The organism is Geobacillus sp. B4113_201601 (assembly GCF_001587475.1).
GTDB classification, from domain to species: Bacteria; Bacillota; Bacilli; order Bacillales; family Anoxybacillaceae; genus Geobacillus; species Geobacillus icigianus.
In genome coordinates this window covers 6386-29520 of record NZ_LQYX01000079.1, presented here as the reverse complement: position 1 = coordinate 29520, position 23135 = coordinate 6386, and the positions used below count along the sequence as shown (strand labels likewise).

The 23135-nt window shown below is 46.4% G+C and carries 22 protein-coding genes and 1 pseudogene; 16 read left to right on the top strand and 7 right to left on the bottom strand.

The window, feature by feature from the left end:
* Window positions 1–516: 516 nt before the first annotated feature.
* From B4113_RS11060 to B4113_RS11050, 3 genes are all read right to left on the bottom strand, one after another.
* Window positions 517–1992 (bottom strand): flavin monoamine oxidase family protein, encoded by a 1476-nt coding sequence (locus B4113_RS11060; protein WP_081897144.1) that lies wholly within the window; start codon window positions 1990–1992, stop codon window positions 517–519.
* 93 nt (window positions 1993–2085) lie between these two features.
* Window positions 2086–2859: a VOC family protein gene (locus B4113_RS11055; protein WP_033842569.1), complete on the bottom strand. Its 774-nt coding sequence runs from the start codon at window positions 2857–2859 to the stop codon at window positions 2086–2088.
* A gap of 31 nt (window positions 2860–2890) precedes the next feature.
* Complete coding sequence (locus B4113_RS11050; RefSeq protein ID WP_061912503.1) at window positions 2891–3397, bottom strand: hypothetical protein; 507 nt, start codon at window positions 3395–3397, stop codon at window positions 2891–2893.
* A gap of 159 nt (window positions 3398–3556) precedes the next feature.
* Here B4113_RS11050 and gatC point away from each other — a divergent pair, with 159 nt between their 5' ends.
* The 11 genes from gatC (at window position 3557) to B4113_RS10995 (ending at window position 14266) form a co-directional block, all read left to right on the top strand.
* Window positions 3557–3847, top strand: coding sequence for an Asp-tRNA(Asn)/Glu-tRNA(Gln) amidotransferase subunit GatC (gatC, locus tag B4113_RS11045; protein WP_031405929.1), 291 nt, complete (start codon window positions 3557–3559; stop codon window positions 3845–3847).
* A 12-nt stretch (window positions 3848–3859) separates the two neighbouring features.
* Window positions 3860–5317, top strand: coding sequence for an Asp-tRNA(Asn)/Glu-tRNA(Gln) amidotransferase subunit GatA (gene gatA, locus B4113_RS11040; protein WP_061912502.1), 1458 nt, complete (start codon window positions 3860–3862; stop codon window positions 5315–5317).
* Between the two features lie 13 nt (window positions 5318–5330).
* Entirely contained in the window at window positions 5331–6761 is a 1431-nt protein-coding gene (gene gatB, locus B4113_RS11035) for an Asp-tRNA(Asn)/Glu-tRNA(Gln) amidotransferase subunit GatB (RefSeq protein ID WP_061912501.1), read from the top strand.
* 185 nt (window positions 6762–6946) lie between these two features.
* Window positions 6947–8251 carry a homocysteine synthase gene (locus tag B4113_RS11030; RefSeq protein ID WP_061912500.1) on the top strand — a complete coding sequence of 435 codons (1305 nt, stop codon included), beginning with the start codon at window positions 6947–6949 and terminating at the stop codon, window positions 8249–8251.
* Window positions 8252–8880: 629 nt separating this feature from the next.
* Window positions 8881–9075: a hypothetical protein gene (locus B4113_RS11025; RefSeq protein ID WP_061912499.1), complete on the top strand. Its 195-nt coding sequence runs from the start codon at window positions 8881–8883 to the stop codon at window positions 9073–9075.
* A 43-nt stretch (window positions 9076–9118) separates the two neighbouring features.
* On the top strand, window positions 9119–10000 hold the full coding sequence (locus B4113_RS11020; RefSeq protein ID WP_061912498.1) for an NADH dehydrogenase: 882 nt from the start codon (window positions 9119–9121) through the stop codon (window positions 9998–10000).
* Window positions 9984–10724 (top strand): hypothetical protein, encoded by a 741-nt coding sequence (locus B4113_RS11015; RefSeq protein ID WP_061912497.1) that lies wholly within the window; start codon window positions 9984–9986, stop codon window positions 10722–10724. Before B4113_RS11020 ends, B4113_RS11015 begins: the two co-directional genes overlap by 17 nt.
* Entirely contained in the window at window positions 10721–11422 is a 702-nt protein-coding gene (locus tag B4113_RS11010; RefSeq protein WP_061912496.1) for a hypothetical protein, read from the top strand. Before B4113_RS11015 ends, B4113_RS11010 begins: the two co-directional genes overlap by 4 nt.
* Window positions 11423–11434: 12 nt before the next feature.
* Entirely contained in the window at window positions 11435–12088 is a 654-nt protein-coding gene (locus B4113_RS11005; RefSeq protein ID WP_031405914.1) for an ABC transporter ATP-binding protein, read from the top strand.
* 47 nt (window positions 12089–12135) lie between these two features.
* Entirely contained in the window at window positions 12136–12834 is a 699-nt protein-coding gene (locus B4113_RS11000) for a response regulator transcription factor (protein ID WP_033020709.1), read from the top strand.
* Entirely contained in the window at window positions 12821–14266 is a 1446-nt protein-coding gene (locus tag B4113_RS10995) for a HAMP domain-containing sensor histidine kinase (RefSeq protein ID WP_033842567.1), read from the top strand. The genes B4113_RS11000 and B4113_RS10995 overlap by 14 nt, the downstream gene beginning before the upstream one ends.
* 49 nt (window positions 14267–14315) lie before the next feature.
* On the opposite strand, the gene B4113_RS10990 is transcribed toward B4113_RS10995, so the two are convergent.
* The 4 genes from B4113_RS10990 to B4113_RS10975 are packed head-to-tail and all read right to left on the bottom strand — an operon-like array spanning window position 14316 to window position 17034.
* Window positions 14316–14750: a NisI/SpaI family lantibiotic immunity lipoprotein gene (locus B4113_RS10990; protein WP_033842566.1), complete on the bottom strand. Its 435-nt coding sequence runs from the start codon at window positions 14748–14750 to the stop codon at window positions 14316–14318.
* Between the two features lie 39 nt (window positions 14751–14789).
* Window positions 14790–15578 (bottom strand): lantibiotic immunity ABC transporter MutG family permease subunit, encoded by a 789-nt coding sequence (locus tag B4113_RS10985; RefSeq protein WP_033842565.1) that lies wholly within the window; start codon window positions 15576–15578, stop codon window positions 14790–14792.
* 1 nt (window position 15579) lies between these two features.
* Window positions 15580–16326, bottom strand: a complete 747-nt coding sequence (locus B4113_RS10980) for a lantibiotic immunity ABC transporter MutE/EpiE family permease subunit (protein ID WP_033844711.1) — start codon at window positions 16324–16326, stop codon at window positions 15580–15582.
* Window positions 16327–16341: 15 nt separating this feature from the next.
* Complete coding sequence (locus B4113_RS10975; RefSeq protein ID WP_033842564.1) at window positions 16342–17034, bottom strand: lantibiotic protection ABC transporter ATP-binding protein; 693 nt, start codon at window positions 17032–17034, stop codon at window positions 16342–16344.
* Window positions 17035–17562: 528 nt separating this feature from the next.
* On the opposite strand from B4113_RS10975, the gene comX reads away from it, so the two are divergent.
* The 5 genes and pseudogenes from comX to B4113_RS20585 form a co-directional block, all read left to right on the top strand.
* The gene (gene comX / locus B4113_RS10970) at window positions 17563–17721 is read left to right on the top strand and encodes a competence pheromone ComX (RefSeq protein ID WP_033842562.1); all 159 of its coding nucleotides are present in this window, start codon (window positions 17563–17565) and stop codon (window positions 17719–17721) included.
* Between the two features lie 6 nt (window positions 17722–17727).
* Window positions 17728–19977, top strand: coding sequence for an ATP-binding protein (locus tag B4113_RS10965; RefSeq protein ID WP_033842561.1), 2250 nt, complete (start codon window positions 17728–17730; stop codon window positions 19975–19977).
* 25 nt (window positions 19978–20002) lie between these two features.
* On the top strand, window positions 20003–20671 hold the full coding sequence (locus B4113_RS10960) for a response regulator transcription factor (RefSeq protein WP_033842560.1): 669 nt from the start codon (window positions 20003–20005) through the stop codon (window positions 20669–20671).
* Between the two features lie 341 nt (window positions 20672–21012).
* Window positions 21013–22746: an MFS transporter gene (locus tag B4113_RS10955; protein ID WP_033842559.1), complete on the top strand. Its 1734-nt coding sequence runs from the start codon at window positions 21013–21015 to the stop codon at window positions 22744–22746.
* Between the two features lie 53 nt (window positions 22747–22799).
* Window positions 22800–23135, top strand: a pseudogene (locus tag B4113_RS20585) (IS701 family transposase); the annotation flags it as partial.

The following is a 23135-nucleotide window of genomic DNA, read 5'->3' as shown; positions in this document are numbered from 1 at the left end:
CTTGTTGTATCGGGCCTGCTTTTCAATCATTCTTCCATTGATGAAGGAAATCAGCCGTTTTTCACCAGCCTCCTAGGAGACCGGTGATTTAAGGGGGCAAGCCGCTGATCAAGCCCGTTTTTCAAATAGAAAAGCCTCGTCGCATCAGGATTACCTTTCAAACGATCCCCCATTGCTCAAAAGAAACAACCATTTTTCACCAGCCTTCTAGAGGGTTGGTGAAAAACGGCTGCCAAGAGCAAATCTGCGGCATTTCGCCGAAAAAGAAGGCTGATTTCACCCGGCTTTTCTAACGGAGAAGCAGATGGAATCGCAGGATGTTGTACGAAATCACCGTCTCCCTCATGAAAGAATCGGCACAGGGGCTCGGAGCGTTTTTCCCCGCTGCGGCATTGTGCGCATTTACGGCGGCGCGCTCGCTGTTTCAGCACTGACAAAAGAGGTGGGGCTGCCGCATATCTGGCTGGCCCTTCATTCACACGCCGCTGGCCAAATGGACGGTGCCATAGCGATTCGTCAAGCCGGTGCTTCATTCACTTCATACGCGGCGCAGATGCCCGATTCAATCGCTCCTTGAATCCAGCCGTGGTGGGTGGACGCATGTTCGCCGGCAAAATGGACCCTTCCTTCGGGGAGAGCGATGTACGGCGACAGCTCTGTCACTTGGTTCGGCTTCATCATCGTGAAGGCGCCGCCCGAGTACGGATCGCGCACCCAACTATGGCTTGTTCCGGTTTCAAATTCGCGGTACACTTGTTCCCCATGGAGGACGGCTAAATTTTTAAGCGTGTATTCAAGCCGCTCCTCATCGCTTAAGCTGTCCCACGGGATCGTGTCGTCTTCCCACGTATAGCTAGCCAAGACGACGCCCGGTCTTGGCGTGCCGATGCCTTGGCTAGGATATTGGGTGTATCGAATTGGCAAGTCGGACACACTTTTTCCACCGAACATTCCTTCTTTTTCCCAAAACCGGGTTTTAAACTGGATGCCCGTTTTCGTTGAACCGGCATAATGAAGTTCACGAATAGCCTTCCATTTGTTTTCGGAAAACGAATGGCGCGGTTCGATGTCGACAAACTGCAAAACCGAGAACGGGATGGTGACGATCACCCGATCGGCGGTGATTTGAAACGGCTGAAAAATTTTCGTATGGGTCGCATGGACGGTGACGCTGTTTTCGTGCTGGATTATTTTTTGCACTTTATGACTAAAGAGAATCTCGTCCTTCAGCTGCGGCAAAAAAGCTTTGGGAAGCTGGTCATTGCCGCCGGCGATTTCATAAAAGCGAATGTTCGGCGTAAATAAGACCATTAGTTCGCGCAACACCTCAAGAAACGACAATTCCGGGAAGCCTTCAAGCGAGAGAACGGTTTTGATCATGTCGATGGCTCCTACCGACAGCCTCGGGCCGAATGGGTTGTAGCGCAAATAGGCGTCCAGCGAGTAGCGGTCGAGCCGTTCGATGACAATCGGCCAATGTTGCTCTCGATTTTGTTCAATGAATTGAATGACCGGACGAATGGCCATTTGCAACAGCTCGGAAGCGGTTTTGCCCCGTTCGTGGGGGGCGACGGGAAAGCCGAAGAGATCGGGATGCCGTTCGTATTCGCTCAGGCGCGCTTTGATGCCGCGAAAATAGAAAATGTCGCGCGGGGTGCTGTTGATAAACGGGTGGAGCGGCAAGTTGAATTTTTTGATATATGCCAATGTCAATGGATGGGTGTGCGGGATGCGCATCGCGCCCGCCTCGAGATACTGATCGTCGCGGAAGTCGGAGCGGAGCGTGTAGATTCGGCCGCCGACCCGCTCGGATGCTTCAAGAATCGTGATGCGATGGCCTGCCTGTTTCAACAATGACGCCGCGACAAGCCCGGCCATGCCGGCACCGATAATGACGACCGTTTTCGGAGCGGGTGGTTTCGTTAATCCGTGTCGAATGATCGAGATCATCGTCTCCATCGGCAGCCTCGGAGAAACATACGGATGCGCCACGTGTCGATCCTCCTTTGCCATCGGGTAGCTCCCCGGGTGGAGCTGCGGTTATTCCATCTTATTCCGCGGCAAAGGAGGATATGTGGGGGGCGGTCACAATTCGGAAAAGATATACGTCCCTCCGGCCAGCTCGAGGCGGCGCTGCAGCTTGCTGCCGACGATGCGGCAGGCAAACGGCCTTGTCGACGAGGGTTCATCCGCTTGGGAAAAGCGGAGGCTGACGCCGCCAACCGTGAGTTCGGCATAAGTCCCCGCCTCATCGCGCCCCACATTCGCTGCCGGCAAATCAAACAGCCGACGGTAGCTGTTGACGGCGCGGTCGAGGCGACGCACATAAACGCTGACGGACGACAACGACGGCGCCCCATTTGCATGGCGCATGAGCGGCGCCAGCTCGTTCATCCGCACGTCATCGCGCTCGTCCCACTGGATGAAAAACGGGTAGCGGCACGCGCCGTCTGTATCGTCTCGGATAAACAGCATCGCCCACGTCAATAACTTGCCGTCATCGCGCTGGCGGCTGCCGGAGAACGGCCCGATCGGAGTGAATCCTTTGCTTTTGAGCTGTACAGCCAGCTGTTGGATATCGTTTGTTCGAAAGGCAAACTGGGAGAAGCCATTCCCCTCTTGACGGTCAGCGACAAGTCGGGCAATAAGCGGATTTTGGCAGGCGTTCGCCGTCTGCTCATCGGCGATGCCGATCCATTCGATGTAGCTTAGCGGCGCGAAATAGCATAACGCGTTATACGTTCCCCATGCCTCATGGCGGCCGCCATGGATGGCCGTAAACCCTAACTGTTCAAACGAGCCTTTCGCCTGTTCCGGGCGCTCGGTCAGGTGGACGAGATGGTCAAACGCGACGTTCATGGCGGCGAACTCCTTCTGGATTGGGAATAGGTTAGCGGAACAGCATTTCTTTAAGCTTGTAGATGATGCGTTCGTTATCGACGGTGCGATGGGCGATAAAATTCAAGTCCAGCTTGATGTCTTCGATTTGGGCAGCCAATTGCTCATAGCGGGAATCCATTTTCTGTTCGAGGCGGTCCACCGTTTGTTTCAATGAGGCAAATTCTTGGTGAAGATGGTGGACATCGGCGGCGAGAGCTTCTAGTTTGGCGTCTGTTTCGTCTTGGCGGTGGAGAAGAGCGGCCACGATGCTGTTCAATTCCTTTTGCCCAGCGCGAAGCGAATCTTGTTCTTGGCGCAGACGCTGCTGTTCCAGACGGATTTCCTGCTGCTCTTTTCGGATTTCTTGTTGTTCTTTTCGAATTTCTTCTTGTTCCTGACGAATGGCGATTTGTTCACGCTCGAGCCGCTCTTGCCCTTCGACAAGCAGTCGGAGCGTGCCATCCATCGCGTTCAAGCGGTCGAGCACTTGAGCGAGCAGCGCTTCACTCATCGTCATCATCCCCCTTTTTTTCCTACGTTATGGCCATTATAGTACATATGTTCGAACTTGTCAATGGACAACAAAGGAAATGTTAGCCGGAATGTTGCTTTATTTCCTTTTATTTTGGTATCATCATAGTATTGTGAAAGGTCGACCATGTCGGAGGTGAACACGATGTCGCGAATTTCGCTCGAACAAGTGAAGCATGTCGCCGACTTGGCGCGGTTGGCGATTACCGAGGAAGAGGCGGAGATGTTTACGAAACAGCTCGACGCGATCATTACGTTTGCCGAGCAGTTGAATGAATTGGATACCGAAAACGTGCCGCCGACTTCGCACGTGCTTGATATGCGAAACGTGATGCGCGAGGATATTCCAGAACCGGGGCTGCCGCGCGAGGAAGTGTTGAAAAACGCGCCGGACCAGCAAGACGGCCAGTTCCGCGTGCCCGCTATTTTAGAGTAAGGAGGGGGATTTATGTCGCTCTTTGACCATACGGTGTCGGAATTACATACGTTGCTGCAAAAAAAAGAAGTGTCGATTTCCGATTTAGTTGACGAATCATACCGCCGCATCGGCGAAGTGGAAGAGAAAGTGCAGGCGTTTTTAACGCTGAACGAAGAGCAAGCGCGGGCGAAAGCGAAAGAGCTTGATGACAAGTTGGCGAAAGGCGAGGAGACCCACCCGCTGTTCGGCTTGCCGATCGGCATTAAAGACAACATTGTTACCAAAGGGTTGCGCACGACATGCGCCAGTAAAATTTTATACAACTTTGATCCGATTTATGATGCGACCGTCATGGAGCGGCTGAACGCTGCGGGCGCGATTACGATCGGGAAGCTGAACATGGACGAGTTCGCCATGGGCTCGTCAACGGAAAACTCCGGCTTTCAGCTGACCCGCAATCCGTGGGATTTAGAGCGCGTGCCGGGCGGTTCCAGCGGCGGTTCGGCGGCGGCGGTGGCGGCAGGCGAAGTGCCGTTTTCGCTCGGCTCGGATACGGGCGGTTCGATCCGCCAGCCCGCGGCGTTTTGCGGGGTTGTCGGATTGAAGCCGACGTACGGCCGCGTGTCGCGCTTCGGGCTCGTCGCGTTCGCGTCATCGCTCGACCAAATCGGCCCGATTACGCGCACGGTGGAAGATAACGCCTATTTGCTGCAAGTGATTTCTGGCGTTGACCCGATGGATTCAACGTCAGCGAACATCCCGGTGCCCAACTATGTCGAGGCGTTGACGGGCGATATCAAAGGCTTGAAAATCGCCGTGCCGAAAGAATATTTGGGCGAAGGCGTCGACGAAGGCGTGCGCCAGTCGGTGCTTGCCGCGCTCAACGTGCTCGAGAAGCTCGGAGCGACATGGGAAGAAGTGTCGCTGCCGCATTCAAAATACGCCTTGGCGACGTACTATTTGCTCGCTTCGTCGGAAGCATCGGCCAACCTTGCCCGCTTTGACGGCGTTCGCTACGGATATCGGACCGACAACGCGAAAAACTTGATCGACATGTACAAATTGACGCGGAGCGAAGGGTTCGGCAACGAGGTCAAGCGCCGCATCATGCTCGGGACGTTTGCTTTAAGCTCAGGCTATTACGATGCGTATTACAAAAAAGCGCAAAAAGTGCGGACGTTGATCAAGCGCGACTTCGAAAACGTTTTTGAGCAGTACGACGTCATCATCGGTCCGACCACGCCGACGCCGGCGTTTCAAATCGGAGAGAAAACGAGCGATCCGCTGACCATGTATATGAACGATATTTTGACCATTCCGGTCAACCTTGCCGGCGTGCCGGCGATTTCCGTGCCGTGCGGCTTTGTCGACGGCTTGCCAGTCGGCTTGCAAATCATCGGCAAGCACTTTGATGAAAGCACGGTCTATCGCGTCGCTCATGCCTTTGAACAAGCGACCGACTACCATAAGCAAAAACCGGTGTTGTAAGGGGGGATCGACGATGAATTTTGAAACGGTGATCGGACTTGAGGTCCACGTCGAGCTGAAAACGAAATCGAAAATTTTCTCCAGCAGCCCGAACGCCTTCGGGGCGCCCCCGAATACGCAAACGAACGTCATCGACTTAGGGTATCCGGGCGTACTGCCGGTTTTGAACCGGCAAGCGGTCGAATTTGCGATGAAGGCGGCGATGGCGCTCAACTGCGAAATCGCAACCGAGACGAAATTTGACCGCAAAAACTACTTTTACCCGGACAACCCGAAAGCGTACCAAATTTCGCAATACGACCAGCCGCTCGGCAAAAACGGCTGGATTGAAATCGAAGTGAACGGGAAAAAGAAAAAAATCGGCATCACCCGCATTCACCTTGAAGAAGACGCCGGCAAATTGACGCACACGGGCGACGGTTATTCGCTTGTCGACTTTAACCGCCAAGGGACGCCGCTCATTGAGATCGTCTCGGAGCCGGACATCCGCTCGCCGGAAGAAGCGTATGCGTATTTGGAAAAATTAAAGGCGATCATCCAATACACCGGCGTCTCCGACTGCAAAATGGAAGAAGGGTCGCTCCGCTGCGATGCGAACATCTCGCTCCGCCCGATCGGGTCGGACCAATTCGGCACGAAAACCGAATTGAAAAACTTAAACTCGTTCAACTTCGTCCGCATGGGGCTCGAGTACGAGGCGAAACGGCAGGAGAAAATTTTGCTCTCCGGCGGCGTCATCCGCCAAGAAACGCGGCGGTTTGACGAAGCGACGAAAACGACCGTGCTCATGCGCGTCAAAGAAGGATCGGAAGACTACCGCTACTTCCCAGAGCCGGACTTGGTCATGCTCTATATTGACGACGAATGGAAAGAACGCGTCCGCGCCTCAATTCCGGAGCTCCCGGATGCCCGCCGGAAGCGGTATGTCGAGGAATGGGGCTTGCCGGAATACGACGCCAAAGTGCTCACCTTGACGAAAGAAATGGCCGACTTCTTTGAAGCGACGGTCGCCAACGGCGCCGACCCGAAACTGGCGTCCAACTGGCTTATGGTCGAAGTATCCGGTTACTTAAACGCCGAGCAAAAAGAGCTCCATGACATCGCCTTGACGCCGGAAAGCTTGGCCGGAATGATCAAGCTCATCCAAAACGGCACGATTTCGTCGAAAATCGCCAAAAAAGTGTTCAAAGAGCTCGTCGAACACGGCGGCGACCCAGAGACAATCGTCAAAGAAAAAGGGCTCGTGCAAATTTCCGACGAAGGAGCGCTGCGCAAAATCGTACTCGAAGTGCTCGACGCCAACCCGCAATCGGTCGAAGACTTCAAAAACGGCAAAGACCGCGCGCTTGGCTTCCTCGTCGGCCAAGTGATGAAAGCGACGAAAGGACAAGCCAACCCACCGCTTGTCAACAAGCTGCTCATCGAGGAAATCAACAAGCGGTAACCCATCGGACAAGCCTGCGATTCGCAGGCTTGTTTCGTTCATTGATTTTTTAGACTTTTAAAAAAACATGATTGACATCCCCCGATGGGAATGGTAGATTTTTATATAAAACCAACTGGATTAGTTGGATATCAACACCAAGAGGAGCGGGAGAGGAAGAAACCAAACCGAGGGGGAGGAAAACGATGAGCAATGAACGCACATTCCGCCCGGAGACGCTCGCCATCCACGCCGGGCAAAAACCGGATGGAGAAACGGGCGCGCGAGCCGTGCCGATTTACCAGACGAGTTCGTATGTCTTCCGCGACAGTGAGCACGCGGCCAACTTGTTTGGGCTAAAAGAGGAAGGGTTTATTTATACGCGCATTATGAACCCGACGAACGATGTGCTGGAAAAGCGGATCGCAGCGCTAGAAGGAGGCGTCGGGGCGCTCGCGCTCTCATCGGGGCAGGCGGCGGTGTTTTATTCGATCATCAACATCGCCTCAGCGGGCGATGAAATTGTATCGTCTTCGTCCATTTACGGCGGCACGTACAACTTGTTCGCCCATACGCTGCGCAAGTTTGGCATTACGGTGAAGTTTGTCGATCCGTCCGATCCGGAAAACTTCGAAAAAGCCATTACTGACAAAACGAAAGCAGTGTTTGCCGAAACGATCGGCAACCCGAAAAACGATGTGCTCGACATCGAAGCGGTCGCCGCCATCGCCCATCGCCACGCCATTCCGCTCATTGTCGACAACACGGTCGCCAGCCCGTACTTGCTGCGGCCGATTGAATTCGGCGCCGATATCGTCGTCCATTCGGCGACGAAGTTTATCGGCGGTCACGGCAATTCGATCGGCGGCGTGATTGTGGACAGCGGCAAGTTTGACTGGAAAGGAAGCGGCAAGTTTCCAGAGTTCACCGAACCCGACCCAAGCTACCACGGGCTGGTGTATGTCGACGCCGTCGGCGAAGCGGCGTACATCACGAAAGCGCGCATCCAGCTGTTGCGCGACTTAGGGGCGGCGCTGTCGCCGTTTAATGCGTTTTTGCTGTTGCAAGGGTTAGAGACGCTTCACTTGCGGATGCAGCGCCATAGCGAAAACGCCCTCGCCGTTGCGAAATTTTTGGAAGCGGAAGCGGCTGTCGAATCGGTCAGCTATCCAGGACTTCCAAGCCATCCGTCGCATGAGCTGGCGAAAAAGTATTTACCAAACGGGCAAGGTGCGATCGTCACCTTTGAAATCAAAGGCGGCGTCGAAGCCGGGAAAACATTGATCGACTCGGTCAAGCTGTTCTCGCACTTGGCCAACATCGGCGATTCGAAATCGCTCATCATCCACCCGGCCAGCACAACGCACGAGCAGCTGAGCCCGGACGAACAGCTGTCCGCCGGCGTCACCCCGGGTCTTGTCCGCCTGTCCGTCGGCACGGAGTCGATCGATGACATTTTGGACGACTTGCGCCAAGCCATTCGCCAGAGTCAGGGGGTGGCGGCGAGATAACGATATAGTAGGTAAGCTCAAAGGCTGGTCGGAATGGAGGCCAGCCGTTTTTGTTTTCTTTCACTACTTGCTTTATATGTATGATATGTTATAATACAGTTGGGTTGACTTTGGCGCGTTCCGGGGACATAGGTCAAGATCTGAGCAAAGGGCTGTAAAGGGTAGCGTCAAAAGTTCTATGAAAACTCCACACAGACCGTCCCATTGAGCATCGTGGGGCATGCGGAGAGCCGGATTCGCCCTTGACCAACACCCGCCAAAGGTGCGGAAGAGTCGTCAAGAGAGGGGGGAATCTTGCGAAAACTAACGTGTTTCCAGCGACATTAGAAAATGCTTAGGATTAGGTTTTACTGTTTTTCATAGATGGCTGGTTTATCGAAGAGAAGAGTAGTGGAAAATAGCCGTTTTTCGTTGATCAGCGAATGAATGCCATTTTTATTTGAGAAATGATGAAAGCGGCATTCCTTCTTGAATGACCGGCTGTCTGGAAGGTTGATGAAAAATAGTGATTTCCTTTGGTTGATGAATCAAAATGCTGCATTGTTGCAAGGTTTTTCTATTTGAGAAATGACGCTAGGAAGCCGTATCCACGATTACATCAACTAGCCTCCTAGGAGGCCGGTGATTTCGTGCAACATACCGCTGAGTTCCACCCATTTCTCAATGAGAGAAACCTCACAGAAAAGATCCATGGGCAACGTTTTGCCCTCCACCAGGGGATGAAAATCCGCGCCAGTTCGGCATTTTCACGGAATCAGCTTTCTTTTCTGAATGAAAATGCCGCCGATCGGGGTGTGACAGCGGTTTTTTCACCAGCCATCTAGAGCGTAGATAAGAAAACGGTTTATTGATGGGGGAGAGGAGAGAATGGATATCGAGTTGCGGAAACTGCTGAAAAATAAAAATCTTTATATCAGCACAGCCTGCCTGCTGCTGCTTGTCATCGGCGCTGTCGTGTTGGGAGTGAAAGATTATCGTGAAAATGTGCAGTTGCTTGAACGAATTTACCACGACAATCCCAATGTTTTCGCCTTGGCATCGCCTCACCTTGAATGGGTTGGCCTAGGAGGCTTCCACTTTAACGTACTCTCATCTCTATATTACTTCCTTTTCCCGCTATTGTTGTCGATCCCATTGGTGGATTCGATGGATCGTGAACGAAAGAGCGGAAATGTTCATTATCAATTGACACGGATGGGAAGAGGAGCTTATTACCGAAGGAAGTTTATGTTTACCTATATCAGCGCTTTTTTCTTGTTCCTCCTTCCTCTTGTGCTGGGAGTTGTGCTGGTGAATCTGTTGACGAATCATTGGGATTATTCGAGCTATTCCCAAGCATATCGGCAATTGATCGCTGGGACGCTGCCGTTGCCGGACAACTCATTTGCGGGAGAAAAGAAAACGCTTTTTTCATCTTTGCTGGAGATTTCCCCTTATTGGTATGCACTCGTTTATTATGTAATCGGGGGGCTATTTGCCAGCGGTTACGTCTGCCTTGGTTTAGGATGTTCCTTGTTGTTGAAAAATCGGTATTTGATTACGTTGATGCCACAAATCATTTATATGCTTTGTTGGGCGGTGCTGACCATCATCGGCCAACTTGCTTGGGATCCGTTTAATTTTTTACTTCCTTCACAACCAGTAGAAGGATTGTCCTATTGGAAAATGGCCATCGTGTTTGTCCTCCAATTGTTGATCGCGGTAGGGGTATTTTCGTATGGAGTGAAGAAAAGTGAAGATGTTCTGTAAACAGAGTGTTTTTTTCATTTGGCAAGATGTAACGTTGCATCGAACCGTCATCAAGACCGTTCTAGGCGTCATTGCCTTGTTGATGTTTGCAGCCGTCCTGCCGTGGGGATCAATCACGATTGGCAAATGGCATAGTCTAAAAGAGTTTATCTTGCTCTATCGGTATGAATTTTTCCATCTGCCTGCGTTTTTATTTCTTTTAGGTTCAATGTTGCGAACCAATACGTGGATGATCCTAAGAAGATACCGCACCCGGGGACAGATTGGGATGCATAAAGCGCTGCTCGTCCTCGCCTTAGCTGTCTGTATGTCTCTTTGGGTTGTCGCAGTAGGCGGATTATGTACAACGTTGGTGAAATATATCATATATCCCAACATAAAGAACGTCCATGCGGCTTTTTTATACGTGCCATATCGTGGGGACAAAAGCTCGCTCCTTTATTTTCTTATTACGTATTTTTTGCTCACAGCGATATTCGGGTTGATGTTTGTGTGGCTAACCGATTTTTGGGCGAACCGTTTTTTCAGCGTCGTAACGGTTATCACACTGGCCATATTGGATATGTTCACCTTCAAGATGATACCGTACGTATTTTACATCAGTGAGAGAGTGTCTCCCGTTTGGACAATCCTAGTTTTCGTTTTGATGATGTTGCTGTTGATCCATATGATTCGGTTTTCGTCAAACAACAAAAACTACTATGTTCAGGATGATCTTTTATGAAACGAATGGATTTGGAGTTTACTCTCATCAAAATGGAGTTCAAAAAAATGATGATGACCTGCCTTTTGTTCCCGCTGTTGGGCACTATGATGTCCATCAGGTCAGAGGCGTTTTCTTCCCAACACCTATCGGAGTTATTCGCCCGCTTATTCGGAGCGGTGACGATCTCAAATTGGATGTATTGGCTGATGTTTTGTTTCGGCTATGTGGTGTTGCTCCAAATCGTTTGGAAAAAACGTGATCAATATTTTGAACATACACTGTTCATTTTGTTAAGGGATACGACGTCGTACACGATAGCTAGGCTGCTGGCAGCTGTTCCGTTTACATTGGTGTATGTATTGGCGGCGTTTTTGATCGCTAGCGTTTTCGGTCTCTTTGTGTCGCATATGGCGGTTTCGTTTGACCGTTCGTTAGTGGTCATGTTCATTTGCATTGCTGTGAATTTGTATTGGCATGCCAGCGTGTGGATGTGTTTAAAGGTACACGCGACGAATCATTTGGCTAATGCCGTCATTCTCGCTTTGTTTTTTATAGGTGTGAAGCAGCCGATGGCTTTCGTTCCCTTATACTACAGCATGGTCGATCATTTGCGGGGCGGTCTTATCGTGTGGTCGGCTCTGTTTGTGGAACTCTTGTTGATGGGTCTGTTCGGGTATTGGACGGTCAAAAGAGTGAAGAACGCGGATTATATCTAGGAGGGGTTCGATATGAAGGCGATCGTCTTGTCCAATGTTTCCAAAACGATAAAAGGAAGAGAAGTGTTGCGCCATATCAACTTGGAATTGGAAAAAGGAAAGATTTATGGATTCGTCGGGCCGAACGGATCGGGGAAAACGATGTTATTCCGAGTCATCAGTGGATTGGTGAAGCCGTCCACCGGCACGGTGGCGGTATTTGGCCAGACGTTGCACCAAGATGTATCCTTTCCGAGCGATATTTCTGTTTTATTGGAAAAACCAGGTTTCCTTGAACAATACTCAGGATTCGATAATTTGCATTTTTTAGCCATGATTCAAAACAAAATCGGCGAGCGCGAGGTAAAAGAGGCAATGGAGCGGGTAGGGTTGGATCCGCATGATAAAAGGCCGGTGAAAGCCTACTCTCTTGGAATGCGACAAAGACTGGCTATCGCACAGTGCATCATGGAGAAGCCGCAGTTGATGCTGCTCGACGAACCGATGAATGCGTTGGATGAAAAATCAGTGGATCAAGTGTACCAAATGATTCGGGAAGAAAACAAAAGAGGATGCACCATTTTGTTGACGTCTCACAACAAGGTGGACATCCAGTCATTATGCCACGAAGTGTATGCAATGAATGAAGGAATGATTACCGGGATGACCCATATTGCCTCAGAATGACCGTCATGGGTGTCATGTCGAAATTCGCGAATATGGGGGAGCAAAAGATGAACAAAAAGAAAATTTTAGTTATCGATGACGAAGAAGACATTTGCTGTACAATCAAACAATATTTGGAGCTTCATCATTATCAGGTAGAAACGGCCCACAGCGGGATGGAAGCGTTGAAAGCAATGAACGAACATGTTGATTTAATTTTGCTCGATATCATGATGGAAGGCATTGATGGGATGGAACTGTGCACCATCATTCGCGATCGGGTGGATTGTCCCATTTTATTTGTCAGCGCCAAAGCGATGGAGGAAGATAAGGTTCAAGCGTTGGCGATCGGTGGGGATGATTACATCACCAAACCGTTCAGCTTAAAGGAGTTAAAGGCGCGAATTGATTCCCATTTACGAAGGGAAGAACGGATTCGTTCAAACGAGAGATATCTTTTGAGTTCGAAACATATCACGATCGATCTTTTGGCTAACGAAGTCTTTTGTAAAGGAAAGAAATTACCGTTAACAAAAAAAGAATATGAGATTGTGAAGCTGTTAATGCTCAATAAAAAGGTCGTTTTCTCCAAAGAAAGAATCTTTGAACGAGTATGGGGGATTGACTCCGACAGCCAGTTAGACACTGTTACAGAAAGCATTAAAAATATTCGCAAGAAAATCAAGGCCGTCGACCCGGACACATCTTATATTCAAACATTATATGGGCTCGGTTATAAATGGGATGTGACCGATGAAAAAGGATAAAACGATTAAACGAGATTTTTATTTGTTAGTTGTGAAAGTCGTGTTGGCAACGGCAATCTCTTCGGTCGTTACTTATTTATGCTTAATCTACTTGATTATTACATTAGCCACGAACGATGTGGTGAAACCGACCAATTATTTCGTCAAAGATTTGGATTTGATAGAAAAAAAGATAAAAGAAAACGAAGAGGCGATTTTCAAGGGGAGATTCATTCCCATCCATCGTTACAGTGAAAAGATACAGGGAGAAGTTGTAGACATCAGCGGTAAGCATCTGTATGGTGATCGAGAAATTATAGACGATCAAGTGGATATTAGTCAATCGATCAACCGTGAGATTGTAAAAGGAAGCTATGTGTATCGGTTCATTCCCTTGAAGCATGATAACGCCATTCAGGCGGTATATGTGTTGAAAGCACCTTTTGGGTTTATCATTAACAATCAAAAGCGCTTGGAACCTGTGTTCATTTATGCTGCGTTGCTGATTTCTCCATTGCTCTTTTTTATTGTCTATTTGATTTTCTTTACATCTAGGCTGTACCAATCATTGTTTCACAATATCAAATTGTTGCTCGCGGCGTCTGATCACATTGCCAGCGGGAATTTTGATTTTCACGTCTCGGGGTTGAAAAGAAAAGAGTTTATGAAAATCCAGAATTCCTTTAATGCCATGATCAGTGCGTTGAAAGAAATGGTGGAACGTTTAGCAAAGACCGATGACGAACGAAAAATGATGGTGTCATCGATCGCGCATGATATTCGAACGCCAGTAACGGTCATCCAAGGCCAAATTGATTTGATTCAAGATTTGAGAAAGTCGGACCGCTTTGATGTCACGCCCCACTTAGAGATCATTCGTAAAAACTGTGGAAAGATGACCATGTTGACGGATAATTTGTCGTTGCTCTATAAAGTGGAGAAGAGCCACTTCTTATTGAACGCAAAAGAAGTGGATGTAAAGCAAATGCTTGATGAGAAGAAACGAGAGCTCTCAACCATGGTTTCTCGTCAACCATCGCTAGCGATTTGCTTTGATGTGAATTTGCAACGATCGTCTTATGTGCTTGATGAAGCAATGGTCATGAGAGTGTTGGACAATATTTTATACAACAGTTTGAGGTTTACAAAAAGCGGAGAAATTACGTTGGAAGTGCATGATGAAGAAGAGGGGAATGCGTGCAAAATTTATTTTCGCTGTTCAGACACAGGAACGGGGTTTAAAGAAAACGATACGTCTTTGTTGTTCCAGCCTTTTTATCAAGATAAGCAGTATAAACATCATGTCGGATTGGGGCTGTATATTGCGAAACAAATCGTCAATCATCATGGTGGGGACATTTGGGCGTACAACAATGACAAAGGCGGCGCAACGGTTGAATTTTATATTAAGGAGCTGTCTCTTGATCATTTTAGGACCTTCCCGCCGTTGTAGAAGTGGAGGATGCAGCTAGGGGGCCTCCCTAGCTGCGATCGTTTGGCGGTTATTTCCTTTTGGCGATGAGAAATTGATGGTTCACCGTAACGGCCACTTCTTCCTCCGGGTTTACGCCTTTGATGCTGTATACCCAACCAAAGTTCAAATGAGTTCGTTTTTCGTCTTTTTGGTCGGGAATGATTTCGATTTTTCGCAGCTCCTTTTTGCTCAAAATGCGGTGATGTTCATTGATTGTAATCGTCTCCGCTACTTTTCCGATCGGTTTGTTCAAGTGCTGTCGATCGACTTTGGCAGCTTGAATCACGTAGATTCGGCCTTGGTAGCGAATTTCTTGCAAATTGTCCTTGTTCAGCTCGTATTTTGGCAATTGTCGGTCGATCTCCATATTTTGTGTGGCGGTCTTTTTTAAGTCGCTGATCACGGAACAGCCTCCGATAAAGAAAATACCGATCCATATGACGAGCAAAATGGAATGTTTCATCGTTTGCCCTCCTTACATTTCCCTGACGAGGGAGAAATGTCATTCGTGCGGTTTGTTTCCTTCCCAACGCTGAAACCAGATGGAACCGATGACGGTTGCGATGAGAAAGCTTAGAAGAGCATAGGCCGTTCCCTCCCGCAATGATAGGGAATACGAATGCAACAACAGCTCCCCTACGGCTTGCTTGATTTCGGGCATTGACAGAAGGGGGAGTTGGGAAAGACGCACAGCCCATGTCCAAGGGACATACATCCAAATGTGGTCGCCTAACGATGTTGCCCCGAGCAGAGCAGCAATGAGAAATCCACCGCTTCCTACGGCGATCGAGGCTCCCATTCCAAAGGCAAAGCTGATGAACAGATGCAAGGAAAAAAGAAAAAGGGAGCCCACGATGGAGAGCGCCGCTCCTTGCAAAAAGACGTGTTCATGAATGGGTGCCACTTTGAGCACGTATTTCATGCCCAAGAGCATGAGCAGCGTCGCGAGCAAGATGTCCGCGCCTGCTAGAAAGATCAGCAGCGTGAGCTTGCCAATATACGATTTCATTTTGGATACAGGGCCGGTCAAGATGTTCATGAAACTTCCTGCTTTTTCTTCTTGATAGGCCATCAGCCCGGTCAGCAGGGAGATGATGATCGGCAAGGAAACGGTCATCACTTCAAAAAATGCTTCGTATATTTTCGTTTCTAGGAACATGATGGTGTGATAGTGTGAAAAATACCACACCATCAAAAGCGAATAACTGATTGGCGTGATGATCATCATCAGCCGAATCGCGGTGCGTTTCGTTTTGAGCCATTCGGAGGACAGAAGGCGTAGAAACGACATGTCAATACACTTCCTTTCGCGCAAACCAAACGGCGGTTAGAAAAGATAAGAGCAGAAACATGGCAAGAGCCATCGCTAAGCCGATGGGAATGACCGAAGGATCCGAGAGCGGATCCCCTGTTTTCAAGGGAACCCCGTTAGGATGAACCCCGACGATCGGGCACATCAACCTCATGCCCCAACTCCATGGAATGAACAGCCAATAAGGCGTTGTTGCTGCGATCACTCCCACAGCGAGGCCAATGACGCTGACAATGATCGAAACGACGATCCCAAACCGTTCGGCCACAAACAATCCGATTGGGATATACGATAAAGAGGTCAACCAAATGACCAAGCCGGCGCATCCAGCGACCACAGCGGATGAAAGGCTGCTAGGTACCAACCATTTCAATAAAACAAGCAAGATGATCAGTTCCACGGTAGAAAGCAACAGATAATAGGCGACGACGGCGATTTTGCTCCACCATAGACCTGTTATGCTAATATCGAGACAGCGTAACGCTTTATCGTTTCCCGACTTTTTCTCTCTCATGATTGACAAGGAAGCGATCAACGCGGTGCCAATCGGAACGAAAATCAATGGCCACCAATTGAACACCGTGTATTCAAAATAGTTGTGTGCCGAATTCATGGCCGGCATAGTAATGACGGCGTATAGGATAAAGAAAAGCGGGGCAATAAACACCAATTTCTTCGCAAATGTTCGTTGATACTTTAAACGTTCTGATTCGAACATATTGAGCATCGTCTCCATCCTCCCTCACTGTTTGCTCACTACATCAATAAACAGTTTTTCGAGATCTTGGCTCTCGTCGATTTTCCCTTCATACATGAGTTTCCCGTTTTGGATAATGCCAATATAATCCGCTAATTGTTTCACTTCGGACAAAATATGGCTCGATAAAATGACAGTGATTCCGTTTTGTGTAAAGGATCGAATCAGCTTTCGCAAGTCTTGTATGCCTAATGGATCCAATCCATTGGTTGGTTCGTCAAGGATGAGCAGTTGGGGATGATGCAAAAGAGCTTTGGCGATTCCCAACCTTTGCTTCATCCCAAGAGAAAATTGCGCGGCTTTCTTTTTCCCAGTGTTTTCTAAACCGACAAGATGCAAAACTTCCCGGATGCGCGACTCGGGCAGCCCGAGTAATTTGGCGTAAACAAGCAAGTTTTCATGAGCGGTTAAATTGCCGTAAAGAGCAGGAGATTCGATCAGCGCACCGATATGTTTTAAGTCTTTCCGGCTCCAAGGATGGCCGTTGATCACGATTTCCCCTTTCGTAGGACGCAAAAGCCCTGTCAATATCTTTAAAAGCGTGGACTTTCCGGCTCCGTTTGGTCCGAGCAAGCCATACACAGTATGTTTTTGAACTTTCATGGACACATCATCAACAGCGAGTTGTTTTCCGAACATTTTGCTTACATGATGGGTTTCTAACATATACTTTTCCATGTTCATTCTCCTTTCATTATCGGGACACGCTAGGCGGTTTTAGGCTGATATCAGCGCAACGATAAGGCGGTTCCCGTACGGTTTCCATATTAATCACTTCATCTAATGTTTTTATAAGAAAAGGGCACATGGCTGATGTTTTTTTTTTCGGATTGGCTCTATGAGGAAAAACGAGGATATGGGAGAGATCGACGAAGCAAAAGCAGGTTTTATCGTTCTCAATTTGGCATAATGAACGTGAATTTAACAAAGCGATAAAATGGTTAAAAGCGGAAGGACTAAAAAGTAATCCAAAAACAGGTGCTGGTATTGAAATGGATTCACTCAACCTAAAAATCGACGGAAAGGGCGTTCACTTGTGAGCGTCCCGTTTTTTTTTTTTGAGTCCAACCGTTTCGCGGGAAGATTCCCCCAAAAGTAGCATCGACATCAGTGGGCGATGAAGAACAAGGGATCATTATAAATTTCAATTCGTTTGAAGAAGGAACTCCGCGAGTTTTGTTGTAATTCCTCTATTGGGGTGAAAGGATGGAAAAAGAAATCATTCGCTTTTTAATCGAACATCCGGAAGTCATCGAAAAATTACAAAATGGTACGGTGAGCTTGATCGGCTTAAGTGAGTTAGAGGTAAAAGCGGTTGTAAGGGTATTTAGTGAATCGACGGAACCGCTCGGATATTGGAAGTAGATAACGATGAGTCGAATGGTCATGGTAATGGTTGTTGCTTTGATGGTAGCACTATATTTAACCATTTTAAATGTTAGACATCCATTGATCGGTATGGAGGTGGTAGAAAATAACAATGGTGATGTTATTGTTAACGATATTTACGAGTTTGGTTGGGCAAAAAAACATGGTATTCATCTTCATGATCAAGTGTTGAAAGTGGATGGAAAGCCCCCGCTCTCCCATTTTACTGTCCGGAAATACAAAACAATTGAACAAGCGAAAACAATAACGATTCAGAGAGAAAAGCAAATCCAAACATTGACGGTTGACGATCGATCGCATGGAGCGAAACAATGGCTATATTATATTGCCTTGCCATTGGGTTTTTTTCTATTCGCTGTTAGTTTAAGCATGTTTTTGCTTCGTCTACGGCTGAATGACCAATCGGCGACCGTCCTCATTTACTTTTTATTGCTGGCGGGGCTTTGTTATATCAGTGCCAGCTTATCAGCGAAATATGTACCGTTTGGGCGTTACATGTTTAACGCTATATTTTTACAATTGCCTGCTGTCTTTCTGCATTTCATTTATCATTATTTTGAAAGAGAAAAGAAAGGATGGTTTACGAAAAAAATCGTTCTTTCTCTTTATAGTTTTAACTTCGTTGCCTTCGTTATTTCTTTATCTCATTTACTAAGTGAAGCGGAAGTTCTATTGGCGACATTCCTTATCAATATAGGTACCATTCTTGCTTTGTTAGGAAAAGGATGGGTTTATCTTAATAAAGATGAACAGCAACATACAGTCAAAGGTTTGCTTTTGTCCATAGGGTTATCTGCCGCGCCATTTGTTTTATTTTATAGTCTCCCGGTTCTAATCATTGGAAAATGGGTACTACCAGCCGAATTAACCGTTATTTCGCTTTTTGTGTTGCCATCCGTCTTTCTTTATTTGATTTGTACGGATCGGCTATTTCGATTGCCGTTTTCTATCAATCGCTTTGTGTACTATGCTTTTTTATCATTACTTCCAGCTTTTCTTGTTACGTTGCTTTATGCCAAATTTGTCAATGAAGCGAGGAGACTTGTTGAACTCGCTTTGTTGTTTTTACTGATTTATGGAATAAATATCCTTGCTCTCTATTCAAAAGGATATTTCGATCGAACATTAAGGACGAAGTTATACGTACAAAAAGACTGTTATCAAGAAAGTATCTATCGGATCGGTGAAACATTAAAAAAACAGAAAAACATGCGGGAAGTGATCCAATGCCTAGAAAAAGAGGTAAGAGAAGTATTAGATATAGAGAATCTAGCTTTTGTACAAGCGATCAGAAGTATGCAAGCCCCGTTTCATTGCGATGAAAAAGAGTGGACGAAGTTAACCAAAAAGATGGATAGACAACCACTTTCGATTGGAAAACTGATTGAAAATAAGCGTTTGTTTGCGGTTTTTGTAGGTTCATTCCGCCAAAGTCCTTTACTATTAATCGGAAAAAAGAAACATCCTATTCCATTCCGGTCAGAACAAAAAGATTGGTTATCCACCATTGTCTATTATGCCAGCGTCACGATGGAAAATATGGTAAAAGTAGAGGATTTGATAAAAGAGCTCAACCATGTAAAGCAAAGACGTAATTCTGTTTGGCTCACTCGTTTGATCTTTCAATGGTCGGAAAAGGAACGAAGAAAGTTAGCCATTGACTTGCACGATACGATTCTTCAAGATTTAATTGTTTTAAAACGGAAAGTGGAGAGCTTGCGCTTTCAAAATATGCGTGTGGAAGAAATGAAAAAGCAGCTAAACTACATTGAAGAAGAAATCGTAGATATGATTGATGTAACAAGAGAGATATGCCATGAATTAAGACCGCCATTTTTGAGTCAAATCGGATTAGAGGAAGCGATCGTACAGTTAATCCAACGATTCCAATTACGTGCGAATATAAAAATCGAATGGAATGTTCATTTATCAGCCAAATTGGAGGAAGAACGGGAGCTTGCTATTTATCGGATGATCCAAGAATTATTAAACAATGCGATGAAACATTCGCAGGCGTCGTATATTCAACTCACATTGGAGGTCCAAAATGAGGAGGTTCAACTTCATTATGTTGACAATGGTATAGGTATAGACATGGAAAAATTAAATCATTGTGATGGAAAGCTTGGTTTGTTTGGCATCAAAGAGCGCGTGCAAGGCTTAGGTGGAACATTCAAGATGACGTCACAACTAGGTAAGGGGCTGGATATACGGATTGCCATTCCATTATAGGTATGGGAAGGAGAAAAAGGACTCGATGATTCACATTTTGGTTGTCGATGATCATCGCCTTGTTGGTGAAGGAACAAAGAATATGCTTGAGAGTGAACAAGATTTTCAAGTAGAACTTGTGACATCTGGCACAGAAGCGGAACAGATGATGGAACAACAAACTTATGATGTGTATTTGCTTGATTGGCGTATGCCAGATATGAACGGTATCGAATTAAGTAAACGAATTCTCCAAAAACAACCGAATGCGAAAATTGTCATCTATACCGGATATGATGTTGCTCCTTTTTTGAATTATTTGATTGAATCAGGCATTACAGGTTTTGTCAGTAAAACGGCAACGAGCGAGCAATTGATTACAGCGATTCGTTGTGCGTTAAGAGATGAAGCGGTCATTCCTGTGCATTTACTGCGCCAACTGCATCTTTGCGAAGTCAAGGCCAAGATGGAAGAAAATGAAGAACATGTTGCGCTGAGTCAGTTCGAGCAAGAAATATTATTCGAGGTGGCCAACGGTTTAAGCAATAAAGATATTGCTAAAAAACACTATATAAGCCAACGAAGTGTAGAACGGCATCTATCGCGCATTTTCACAAAGCTGCATGTATCTTCGAGGGTAGAAGCCGTGGAAAAAGCCAAACAACTAGGGTTCATTCCAGAGCTCCATATGTTAACGCCTTCATCGGATCGGTGAGGGCGTTTTCTTTTTTGGGGTCTGCTATCTCGTGTCGGTATTCCGCCACAAAATGGCGGGGTTCCGACACAGGTTGGCGGTGAGGAGGAAAGAAAATGGATGTATAATTAGGATGAGTAAGAATAATTTTAAAAAAGTGTGTGAGATAAAAGAACGCAAGAGCCATTTTTGATTACATAAAAATTATAAGGAGTATTGGCCGCGAAGCGCACCCTAGGTCTGTAAGATATCCACAAAACTGAAAAAGGATGTAAGGGATTTTGTCGAAAAATATTTTTTTGACACCCCTGAGAGGCCGCAAAGCCTTGATACATCAATATTTATAGAGGGAGGAGCAGGATATGACTGAAACTGTAAACGAACAACGGCACAGAGGATTAAAACAAGTGTTTGCAGTAAGCATTGGGCTTTTTCTAGTGTTTTTAGATAGTACTGTAGTAAATATTGCAATTCCTAATATTATTGATGATTACAAAATCGACCTGAGCAAAGCCTCATGGATCATAAACGGGTTTGTTCTTACACTTGCAGTATTATTAGTTACTCTCGGTAAAATGGCTGATATGTTAGGGCGTGTTCGCACTTTTTTGTGGGGAGTCATCATTTTTGCAGTTAGCTCGTTTTTATGTGGAATTGCACCGACGGTAGATTCTCTTATTATTTTTCGAATTTTGCAAGGAATAGGCGGAGCAATGGTCATCCCTACAAGTATGACGCTAGTTAGAACAGCTGTTCCTCCAGAAAAAATGGGATTAGCAATGGGTATTTGGGGAGCTGTAGGTGCTATGGCGGTTGCTATCGGCCCGAGCTTAGGAGGACTTATTACAGAGTATATTCACTGGAGATGGGTGTTTTATATTAATGTCCCCATTGTGTTATTGGCATTTCCGTTCATATATCTTGCTATTCGAGTACAAAATGAACCCATTCATAAGTTTAAACTCGATCCATTGGGGATTTTGTTGATGAGTTTGAGTTTGTTTTTTCTTACGTATGCCATTTTGCAAGGGGAAGAAATTGGATGGACATCTTATAAAATCGTTCTTTATTTCCTAATTAGCGTTATGAGCGGAGCCCTATTTCTTTTTGTTGAAACAAAAGTAAAAAAACCTATTCTCGATTTTTCTATTTTTAGGAATCGTTTGTATGTTTCAGGGTTAGTTTCGAATTTCCTCGGTGGCATATTATTAATGGGAACATTAATTTTACTTCCTATATTTCTCATTCGAGTGAAGGAATTTAGTACATTAGAAGCTTCATTTGCAATTACCCCCCTTTCCGGAGTTATGCTTATCGTAGCACCAATTATTGGGAGAGTAATTGATAAAATTGGTTATCTTATTCCTATGGTAATAGGATATATCATAAGTGTAATGGGGTTGATCTTGCTTATCAATATTGATACGGATATAAGTGTTTTACATATGGTTTCATTTCTTGCTATTTTAGGAACAGGTTTAGGGATTATTATGATTACTAGTGTGACAGTATGCACGGCCGCCGTTTCCCAAACTCAAATTTCTTTAAGTTCAGGTATTTTTGCGATGGTTCGGAATATGGGGGGAGCGGTTGGAGTAGCTTTGTTTGTGTCTTTAACATTAAGCTTTCTAAATCATTATTCCGCTAACGTAGTCGATGAAGGAGTAATGATCGTAAAAAAATCAAACATTCCTGAAGAGGTGAAAAATTCTATTCAGGAAGTTTTAATGAAACAAAGAGATACTTTTTTTGAGGAAAAAAATAACGATAAATTGTTGAAACTAGATAAGGGAAGTACGCAATTACTTGCGAAAAATATTGAAAAAGAGATGCTCGCAAAGATTCCAAATGGAACGCCAATGTCTCCAGAAATGCAAAAGAAAATCGAAGAACAAGTGAAGCAACAGTTGATCAATATAGACAAAAACATTGCTAACATAAAAAAACAAATAGAAGACATATCGAAAGAATATGTAGCAAAATCCATGGCAAAAGCATTTTTCAGCGGGATTATTTTGTGTTTTCTTTCGAGTTTATCGTTGCCTTTCTTGTCTAAAAAGTTTTCGTTAAGCCATAGTAGAGAAGTCGATATATGAGTGGTAATTTCATTACTCATTGATCACATTAAGCTAATCGCCAATCCGGAGAATCAGTCTTTTTTGTTTCGATGGATGATCCCATTTGCCAAAAAACGAAGTCTTCGTCACGGGCTGCCCGCGCCATTCAAGGGTGTGATTGGCACTACTCGCACAAAGATCATCCATCCGTCTGGGGGCATTCGCTCGTTTGGCGGATGGTGCATACCTTCTCGCAAACGTTTCCGTTCGCCTTTCGTTTGTATGACAAGACAACGGGAAGAAGCAAAATCGACCAAGCGATCGAGATGCTTTCTTCGCTCAAAGAAAAGTGGACTCGGCCGATGTGCGTGGTATCCGTCCCAAGCGCTCATCGAAGCCTGCCTGAAACAAGGATTCCATGTCATCGG

What these genes read in the sequence shown, in the direction of transcription:
- B4113_RS10985 (WP_033842565.1), bottom strand. Translation starts at nt 15,578, where the DNA reads ATGTCGTTTCTACGCCTTCTGTCCTCCGAATGGCTCAAAACGAAACGC.
- comX (WP_033842562.1), top strand. Translation starts at nt 17,563, where the DNA reads ATGGAAAAAGAAATCATTCGCTTTTTAATCGAACATCCGGAAGTCATC.
- B4113_RS10975 (WP_033842564.1), bottom strand. Translation starts at nt 17,034, where the DNA reads ATGGAAAAGTATATGTTAGAAACCCATCATGTAAGCAAAATGTTCGGA.
- B4113_RS10960 (WP_033842560.1), top strand. Translation starts at nt 20,003, where the DNA reads ATGATTCACATTTTGGTTGTCGATGATCATCGCCTTGTTGGTGAAGGA.
- gatC (WP_031405929.1), top strand. Translation starts at nt 3,557, where the DNA reads ATGTCGCGAATTTCGCTCGAACAAGTGAAGCATGTCGCCGACTTGGCG.
- B4113_RS10980 (WP_033844711.1), bottom strand. Translation starts at nt 16,326, where the DNA reads ATGCTCAATATGTTCGAATCAGAACGTTTAAAGTATCAACGAACATTT.
- gatA (WP_061912502.1), top strand. Translation starts at nt 3,860, where the DNA reads ATGTCGCTCTTTGACCATACGGTGTCGGAATTACATACGTTGCTGCAA.
- B4113_RS11030 (WP_061912500.1), top strand. Translation starts at nt 6,947, where the DNA reads ATGAGCAATGAACGCACATTCCGCCCGGAGACGCTCGCCATCCACGCC.
- B4113_RS10955 (WP_033842559.1), top strand. Translation starts at nt 21,013, where the DNA reads ATGACTGAAACTGTAAACGAACAACGGCACAGAGGATTAAAACAAGTG.
- gatB (WP_061912501.1), top strand. Translation starts at nt 5,331, where the DNA reads ATGAATTTTGAAACGGTGATCGGACTTGAGGTCCACGTCGAGCTGAAA.
- B4113_RS11000 (WP_033020709.1), top strand. Translation starts at nt 12,136, where the DNA reads ATGAACAAAAAGAAAATTTTAGTTATCGATGACGAAGAAGACATTTGC.
- B4113_RS11010 (WP_061912496.1), top strand. Translation starts at nt 10,721, where the DNA reads ATGAAACGAATGGATTTGGAGTTTACTCTCATCAAAATGGAGTTCAAA.
- B4113_RS11005 (WP_031405914.1), top strand. Translation starts at nt 11,435, where the DNA reads ATGAAGGCGATCGTCTTGTCCAATGTTTCCAAAACGATAAAAGGAAGA.
- B4113_RS11020 (WP_061912498.1), top strand. Translation starts at nt 9,119, where the DNA reads ATGGATATCGAGTTGCGGAAACTGCTGAAAAATAAAAATCTTTATATC.
- B4113_RS11050 (WP_061912503.1), bottom strand. Translation starts at nt 3,397, where the DNA reads ATGACGATGAGTGAAGCGCTGCTCGCTCAAGTGCTCGACCGCTTGAAC.
- B4113_RS11055 (WP_033842569.1), bottom strand. Translation starts at nt 2,859, where the DNA reads ATGAACGTCGCGTTTGACCATCTCGTCCACCTGACCGAGCGCCCGGAA.
- B4113_RS10990 (WP_033842566.1), bottom strand. Translation starts at nt 14,750, where the DNA reads ATGAAACATTCCATTTTGCTCGTCATATGGATCGGTATTTTCTTTATC.
- B4113_RS10995 (WP_033842567.1), top strand. Translation starts at nt 12,821, where the DNA reads ATGAAAAAGGATAAAACGATTAAACGAGATTTTTATTTGTTAGTTGTG.
- B4113_RS10965 (WP_033842561.1), top strand. Translation starts at nt 17,728, where the DNA reads ATGAGTCGAATGGTCATGGTAATGGTTGTTGCTTTGATGGTAGCACTA.